This window comes from Streptomyces sp. NPDC037288 (genome assembly GCF_055603265.1).
Genome location: NZ_JBVJVY010000156.1, coordinates 1 through 3,593, shown reverse-complemented (window position 1 = coordinate 3,593; position 3,593 = coordinate 1). Strand labels below are relative to the sequence as shown.

General features: G+C 61.4%; 5 protein-coding genes. 4 read left to right on the top strand and 1 reads right to left on the bottom strand.

The features are described from left to right. Positions 1–516: 516 nt before the first annotated feature. The 3 genes from ACZ7GZ_RS42650 (at position 517) to ACZ7GZ_RS42640 (ending at position 2,311) form a co-directional block, all read left to right on the top strand. Complete coding sequence (locus ACZ7GZ_RS42650) at positions 517–810, top strand: hypothetical protein (protein WP_471033185.1); 294 nt, start codon at positions 517–519, stop codon at positions 808–810. Between the two features lie 397 nt (positions 811–1,207). Continuing rightward, the gene (locus ACZ7GZ_RS42645) at positions 1,208–1,366 is read left to right on the top strand and encodes a hypothetical protein (RefSeq protein WP_471033183.1); all 159 of its coding nucleotides are present in this window, start codon (positions 1,208–1,210) and stop codon (positions 1,364–1,366) included. An 81-nt stretch (positions 1,367–1,447) separates the two neighbouring features. After that, entirely contained in the window at positions 1,448–2,311 is an 864-nt protein-coding gene (locus ACZ7GZ_RS42640; RefSeq protein ID WP_471033181.1) for an IclR family transcriptional regulator, read from the top strand. Positions 2,312–2,498: 187 nt separating this feature from the next. Here ACZ7GZ_RS42640 and ACZ7GZ_RS42635 read toward each other — a convergent pair whose 3' ends face one another. Beyond that, positions 2,499–2,708, bottom strand: a complete 210-nt coding sequence (locus ACZ7GZ_RS42635) for a transposase family protein (RefSeq protein WP_471033188.1) — start codon at positions 2,706–2,708, stop codon at positions 2,499–2,501. 576 nt (positions 2,709–3,284) lie between these two features. Between ACZ7GZ_RS42635 and ACZ7GZ_RS42630 the strand changes: the two genes are divergently transcribed. Then, positions 3,285–3,494, top strand: coding sequence for a DUF1918 domain-containing protein (locus tag ACZ7GZ_RS42630; protein WP_360101223.1), 210 nt, complete (start codon positions 3,285–3,287; stop codon positions 3,492–3,494). Positions 3,495–3,593: the final 99 nt, after the last annotated feature.

The window sequence follows — 3,593 nt, the reverse complement described above, 5'->3', positions numbered from 1 at the left end:
TCTGCGACGTCTTGTACTTCCGGGCCGCGTCAGCGGCCGTCATCTCTCCGGACAGGACCGATAACACGATCCGTATCTTCTGCTCCACCGGGAACCGCGGCGGACGGGACATCAGGCTCTCCTACATGCTCACGGGGCTCAAACAAACCCCTGTGCCAGAAAGTCTGACGCGCGACACCAGCTTCACCACTAGTTGACAGCACGCCCTCAACTGACAACGCCGCGTGGGCAGATCGGTTGCTTTCACAAGTGCGCAAGGTCTCCTGGTGTGCCCGGTATTGGGGGTGCTGATGCCCTGTACGATGTTGGCCCGGGGCGGTGTAGTGGTTGGCACGGTGCCTGGTAGCGGGTGCGGCGGTGTCGTGATGCCGTTTGCGGTGCTCGCCGACAGTGGTCGCGTTTCCCCCTCCCCTCCCCTGGCTGCCTTGGGCACTGGTGCGGGCCCGGCCGGGTGCGCGTGGGGTGGAACGGCCAGACACCGCCGAGACACTCGGCGCTTTTTAACCAGGGAAACGTATGGACAAGGAACGCGATCTGTCGTGCCCTCACGCCAAGCCCTTATCGGGCGTAGGGGAGCTGCACGAGATCCGTGCGCCGGTGCTGGCCGGATCACCCAACCGAATTCATAAACGCGCAATTGTGGCGCATCTATCGCCTCACCCCTGTACAGTCCGTGGTTTTGGTGCTGTGCTGGCGGATACCGGAAGCCGATCCAGTTTTGGAGAGTCAATGGACAGTCAGGTTGACTATTCATTCCTGGCTTTTGAGAGCACAACTGTGGATATGGCAGTGCGCTGCCATCTTGAGTAGCCGAGTTATTTTGAGGGCGCTCCGAGATGCCAGGGCCTGATTCTGATTCGGGCAGCACGTAGTGCGCAGGTCGGAAGATGCAATGATGTTCATGAAATTCTGGCCTTCATGCCGTACCTTGTGAAGCATTTCTGCGGAATGAAGCCAGGGCAGCCGAGTTAGATGTGCCGGCCCCCCGAGGGACAGCAGCGCCATCATCCACAATACCGCGGCTGAATTCCGCTGCCGCCCCTACGGGACGCGCGTGGCTGATTGGGCGTAACGCCTTGCGGCAGCACTGAACAGGAGCCTGAAAGCTGCGATGTTTACACAATGCGCAGCCTTGCACCTTTGTTGGCCGTCTGCGGTATCCATGGACGACGGGGAGGTGGCCGCCGTGCCACATACCTAGGCTGGTGTGGAACTGGCGAGAGAAAAACCGCTAACGAACGTACTGCTGGCGCTGATCGCGGACTTCCTGGCTATCGCGGATAGAGTCTGGTCGGCGGACGCCAGCGCGAAGTTTGTGACAACGACGGTTAATGGTGCCGGTGTCACCGCCACGCTCGTTTCATGAAGGGTTGCCAGTTCTCGCCCCGACGTTAAATGTTTCATCCCCTGCTACTTGAAGAGTGGAACCGACGGTAAGGAGGCAGTTGTGACGGCTGTCGACAATGAGTCACCTGTAGGCGGCAGGAGCGTTCGGCGTGCTGTTATCCTACTTCAACTCCTTCAATCATCTGAAACAGCGCTACCGCTGTCCGATTTGGCTCGTTGCAGCGGTTTACCCAAGAGCACTGCGCACCGATTGCTGGCGATTCTTTCCTCGTGTGGATTAGTTAGTAATGCAGATGGCTGCTACGCGGCCGTACGGCCCGAGCCCTCTGGTTTTGCAGTCAAAGCGGACCGACGGAGCATATTCCTTCGGATGGCCGCATTACATGAGGAGACCCATCAGACTATAAATCTAGCCGTTTTGGTGAATGGCGCAGTTAATTACGTTGAACGCGTCTATGATCGCAACCGTGTGCGTTCACCCTCAGATCTCCTTGATTATGCCCCTTGTCACTGCACAGCGGCCGGAAAGGCGATATTGGCTTTCCGGCCCGAAACTTGGCCTCACGCGCTAAAATCTTGCACAGATGTCGATGACGCGGCGGCCAAGCTTTTGAGAGTGCGCGTTCAAGGGGTGGCGTATAACATGGGCGAGTACTCTCCCACCGTGCGATGTATTGGCGCTCCTGTTTTCGGTCTGGATGGCCGTCCAGTAGCGGCGATTGCTATTTCCGGGCACGGCCGCCGTTTTGACCCCCCTAAAGCTCGCGTTCCCTTGCTACGAGCCGCCCGAGATTTATCAAAGATGCTGCAGCAGCCCAAGGCTGACTCAGGTGTTGGTGATCTTGAAGCGTCCTCCCCCACGAGCGGCCCCAGACCCCCGGGCACCGGGTGCAGGGCGCCACACTCGCACCCGCACATCCCCGGAGGAACCGGCCCTACGCCCGGGCCGCTACGCCGACGCTGATGGGGCAGGGCGACTCTGACGCGTAAATAACTGCAGGTGGGTGGTGTTTCGGGCAGGACGGGGTGCCCGGTCGGGTCGGTGCCGGGCAGACGGGCGGTGCGAGTAGCGGTGACCGCCAGGAACGCGAACGCGGCGAGGGCCAGGGCGCTGCCCGTCAGATGATCAAGAAGGAATATCCCGAGCCTTTTCAACGGTGAGCCTCCAGGGTGAGGATGGCCTTTGTGGTTGACGTGAGTGCGTTCGGGCTGAGTCTGGCCTTGCGGAGGATCCGCCAGGTCTTGATCCGGGCGATGGTGCGCTCCACCGGGTAGCGGAGCCGGGCATGCGCCCGGTTGACACGCTTCTCCTTGACATCGAGGTCTTTGCCCGGCCGTCGTCGGGCCGGGACGGCGACGATGTTCGCGGCATTGCTTGATCGTGGACACCTGGAGACTGGGACATGAGGTTCCAGAGGAGTAGCACCTGGTGGGAGGCAAGTGCACGAAGCGGTACACAGCGTGTAGCCGTGTTTGCTGGTGATTCTCTGGTTTCAGAGGGTTTGGCCGGTTGTGGTGTAGGGGGAACATGTGCTGTTCGAGGGCGTCCAGTGCGAGCAGTATGCGCAGCAGGATGAGTGAGGCTATGAGGGGCATGGTGCCCCTCGCTGAGCGGTGTTGACGGGCTTGTTGTCCGTGGAGGGCTGGGTCATGTTCAGAGTGCTGTGGATGAGTGGCGTCGCACACCCCGCGTCGGCCCCATGTGGTCCGCTCGGGTGACGGCTGCTTTCAGGGCTGTGGGCGGGCCGCCTGAGGTGTTGCTGCGGAGCCGAGACTGCCGGCGGGACGTGCGCGGGCAGGAGCGCGGGCATGGTGCTGGCGGGGAGGCCGGATCGTGGCCGCGGTGTCGCAACCTGGCGGTCGGTCGCTTATCGGGGCGGGGCTGCGGGTAGGAGTATGTCCAGGTTCGGGATGCCTGGGAGTGAGGGGTGGCGGGGATGCGGGCCAGTGTGGGTGACGGGCTTCTTGTCTTCGGCCGGATCGTGGGCCGCCGCGATCGCAGAGGCGAGATCATCGAGGTGTTGGGCCAGGGCGGTGCGCCGCCGTATCGGGTGCGTTTCGATGATGGGCGGGAATCCATCATGACGCCCGGTCCTGACGCGATCGTGCGTCCTCTTTCCGCTGGGGAACAAGTGGATCTGCCGTAACGAAAGGGTCTGTCCAATCAACGGGTCTGGCCCGTAGTCGGTGGTGACGGTGGGTAGCCATCAGCAATCATGATCTTGTGATGGATGTCAACTCGCTTG